Annotated in this window: 3 protein-coding genes and 1 pseudogene; all 4 read left to right on the forward strand. The window is 68.3% G+C overall.

Features of this window, described 5'->3' with window-relative positions; translation table 11 throughout:
- Positions 1 to 1,189, forward strand: a 1,189-nt coding sequence (locus tag ASJ79_RS20115; protein WP_156448538.1) for an aldehyde dehydrogenase, incomplete at its 5' end; no start/stop codon positions are given.
- A gap of 198 nt (positions 1,190 to 1,387) precedes the next feature.
- Positions 1,388 to 2,761, forward strand: coding sequence for an MFS transporter (locus ASJ79_RS20120; RefSeq protein WP_067959002.1), 1,374 nt, complete (start codon positions 1,388 to 1,390; stop codon positions 2,759 to 2,761).
- A complete protein-coding gene (locus ASJ79_RS20125) occupies positions 2,758 to 3,738 on the forward strand; it encodes a PDR/VanB family oxidoreductase (protein ID WP_067959006.1) in 981 nt (326 codons plus the stop codon). The genes ASJ79_RS20120 and ASJ79_RS20125 overlap by 4 nt, the downstream gene beginning before the upstream one ends.
- A gap of 57 nt (positions 3,739 to 3,795) precedes the next feature.
- Positions 3,796 to 3,989 (forward strand): annotated as a pseudogene (locus tag ASJ79_RS20130) (cytochrome P450); the annotation flags it as partial.

Below are 3,989 nucleotides of genomic sequence, written 5' to 3' on the forward strand. Positions count from 1 at the left end.
CCGAACGATGCTGGCCGCCATCGCGACTGCCGAGATGGGCAAGCCACTGACCGAGAGCCTGGCCGAGATCGATCGCACCGTCGCCGAAATCGAGTTCACCATGGGCGAACCGCACCGGCTCTTCGGGCAGTCCATTCCCACCAACACCGCGGGCGGGCTGGCGGTGACGACGCGGGTGCCGCTGGGCGTCGTCGCCGCCGTCACCCCCTGGAACTTCCCCGCGCTGGCGGTGGCTCGAAAGGTGGCGCCCGCGCTCGCGTCCGGGAACACCATCGTCTGCAAGCCGGCGCCGTCGGCGACGCTGACCGCGCTGGCGATGACTGATCTGCTCCTGGACACCGGGCTTCCCGACGGGGTGATGAACACCGTGTGCGGCGAGGCCGCCGCGGGAGCGCTGCTGTGCGAGCATCCGCTGGTCGACGGGATCAGCTTCACCGGTTCGTCCGCCGTCGGACGCCGGATCGCCGAGGCGGCCGGACGCCGCCTCGTGCCGGTTCAACTCGAACTCGGCGGCAAGAACGCCGTGTATCTGCACGAAACCGCGGACCTGGACGCGGCCGTCACCGCCATCGTCGCGGCGGCGACGCAGTGCAGCGGTCAGCGCTGCACCGCGATCAGCAGGGTGCTCGCCGACGACGCGATCCACGACGAGGTGGTGGCGCGCCTGGCGGCAGCGTTCGACGCCCTGACCGTGGGACGGGGAACCGACCCCGGCGTCGACATCGGGCCGCTGGTCACCCCACACCAGCAGCGCCGCGTGCTCGACTACATACACGGCGCGCTGGCGGACGGGGCGGTGCGCCGCACCGTCGACCGACCGGTGCCGCCCGGCCCCTACGTCGCGCCCACGGTGCTCACCGACGTGGACCAGTCGTCGGCGGCCTTCCAGGACGAGATTTTCGGTCCCGTCCTCGTGGTCGTCCGGGTCGGCGGTGTGGAGGACGCCGTCGCTGCGCTGAACAATTCTCGATTCGGCCTCGCCGCAGCCGTGTTCACCTCGGAAACCGCCGTGGCCCTGCGCGTACACGCCGAAGCGGATGTCGGAATGCTGCACATCAACCACGGCACCTCGAGTCAGGCGCATGTGCCGTTCGGCGGCGCGAAGGACAGCGGCTTGGGGGCGTTCTCCATCGGATCGACCAACCTGGATTTCTTCACGAAGACGAAGGTCCTCTACCTCACCCGGTGAGGTAGCCGACCCGCAGCGCCACGACGCGACACGTCCCGCGTCGTGGCTGTCGGCGTGTCCGGAAAACGTTGCTGTGCAGGGCAATCCACTGCCGATCGATATCAGGTGCGGCCCGCGACACCCTTGACGACGGAAGTGACGCCTGGCACACTCCTCAATCGGGACGTCGTCCCGATTCACGTCGAGATCGGAGTTTCTATGACTATCGCCACCCCGAGCGACGCCGCTCGCCGGCTCAACCTCGCGGCGAGGATGGAGCGCCTGCCACTCACGGGCTACCAGAAGAAGCTCTTCCTCATCATCGCGATGGCGTGGCTGTTCGACTCGATCGACATCGCGTCGCTGACCTTCGTGCTCGCCCCGATCAGCGAGGAGTTCGGCCTGACGGGCTGGGAGGCCGGACTGCTGGCCAGCTCAAGTTTCGCCGGCATGGCCATCGGCGCCAGCGCCGCAGGCATCCTCGGTGACCGGATCGGCCGTCGCCCGGTATTCGTGTCGAGCATGATCTGCTGGGGTCTGGCCAGCCTCGGGTTGTTCTTCTCGTGGGACCTGGCCTCGCTCCTGGTCTTCCGCTTCATGCTCGGCCTCGGCATGGGCGCGGAATTCCCGCTCGCGCAGTCGCTGCTGTCGGAGTTCGCCCCGACCGAGCACCGAGGCCGGCTGCTGGGCTGGCTGGAAGGTTTCTGGCCGATCGGCTTCATCACCGCCGGTGTGCTGGCGATGGTCCTGGTGCCGGCGTTCGGCTGGCGGTCGATCTTCCTCCTGCAGGCGGTCTTCGCCTTGTGGGCACTGTTCGCCCGCCGGGCGGTTCCCGAATCGGCGCGGTGGTACGAGGCGCGCGGCTACTACGACAAGGCCGAGGAGGCCATCAGCGCCTTCGAAGCGAAGGTGGAGAAGTCCTACGGGCGCGAGTTGCCCCCGCCCGCCGCGTACGCGCCGCCCGTGGCACCGCTTGAGGGTGCGGGCGGGGTTCTGAAGGAACTGCTCGGTAAGCAGTACCGCGGCCGGACGCTGCTGGCGTGGGGGATGTGGTTCTGCGTACAGCTGGGCTACTACGGCATCACGACCTGGATCGCGAAGCTGCTGGCGGACTCGTCGTTCTCGATCACCGGGTCCATCCAGTACGTCGTGTTGATGGCGCTCTGGGGTATCCCCGGATTCCTCGTCGCTTCACAGCTTCTGGAGCGGATCGGCCGCAAGCCGATCGTGGTGGCATTCGTCGTCGGCAGTGCGATCTCGGCCTTCATCTACGGTCAAGCCGACTCCACGGCCCAGCTGCTGATCGCGGGATCGCTGATGCAGTTCTTCCTGTTCGGCATGTGGTCGACGATCTACGCCTACACCCCTGAGCTGTTTCCGACCCGGGCCCGAGCCACCGGCTGCGGTACCTCGTCGGCGATCGGTCGCATCGGCGCCATCCTCGGCCCGCTGACCGTGCCGCTGTTGATGACCAACTTCGGTCCCGGAGCGGTGTTCGTGGTCTCCGCGATCACCTTCGTCGCCGCGGCGGTCGCGGTCCTTCTCTTCGGGCCGGAGACGCGAGGGCTCGCACTGGAGGAGGTATCGCGATGACGGACACGCTGGAACGCCCGGCCGACACCGACGACGCGGTGATCTCGTTGGTGGTGGTGCGCCTCGAGACCGTGGCCCACCGGGTGATCCGGCTGGAACTGGCCGCCGCCGACGGCGGGCCGCTGCCCTCGTGGACGCCCGGTGCTCACATCGACCTGGCGCTGGGCAACGGGCTGGTCCGCCAGTACTCGTTGTGCGGCGACCCGTCCGACACCGAAACGTGGACGCTGGGGATTCTCGACGAACCGTCGAGTCGCGGTGGGTCGCGGTGGATCTGCGGTGCGCTGCGCCAGGGCCACCTGGTCGACGCCCGCGGGCCGCGTAACCACTTCGGACTCGTCGAGGCCGGCAGCTACCTGATGATCGCCGGCGGGATCGGGGTCACGCCGATCCTGGCGATGATCCGCGAGCTCGACGCCCGCGGCAGGGACTGGTCGGCGCTGTACCTCGGGCGGTGCGCCGAGTCGATGGCGTTCGTCGACGATCTGGCGCGTTACGGCGATCGGGTGACGGTGTGGCCCTCGTCGTCGAGAGGACGGGCCGATGTGGCCGGGGCCCTCGCACGGGTGCCGGCCGGTGCGGCGGTGTACTGCTGCGGTCCGGCCGGGCTGGTGGATGCCGTCGAGGCGGCCGCCTTGTCGCGTCCGGATGTCGACCTGCACGTCGAGCGGTTCCGGCCGGGAGCAGTCGCGCCGGGCTCCGCGGCAGACCATGCCTTCGAGGTGGTCGCGGCACAATCGGGTGTCTCGGTCACCGTCGCACCGGGCACGACGATCGCCGATGCGCTGGAGGGTGTCGGCGTGCTCGTCCCGCGGTCATGTGGTGAGGGAACCTGCGGCTCATGCGAAACCGAGGTGTTGGAAGGCGTTCCGGACCACCGGGATTCCACACTCACCGAGCGGGAGCGGCTGGCGGGCACGCAGATGATGGTGTGCTGCTCACGGGCCGTCGGCGACCGGCTGGTGCTCGACATCTGAGACGGGTCGCCGAAAACACGAACCAGTTACGTCAAATAAACCAGAATCGAGGTAATCATGACGGAAATGCTCGACTACATGTCGTCAGCGGCGATCGAGGGCATGCAGCACCTAACCGATTACGACGAGATCTTCGAGGTTCTGCGGGACCGCAAGTCGTTCGTCCAGGGTGGCTACTCCGCGAGTGGCAACGATCTGATGCACGGCACGGTCCTGCTGCTCGACGGCCGTGAACACCTCGAGCGCCGCCG

Origin of the sequence: Mycobacterium sp. NAZ190054 (assembly GCF_001545925.1) — a bacterium.
Taxonomy (GTDB): Bacteria; Actinomycetota; Actinomycetes; order Mycobacteriales; family Mycobacteriaceae; genus Mycobacterium.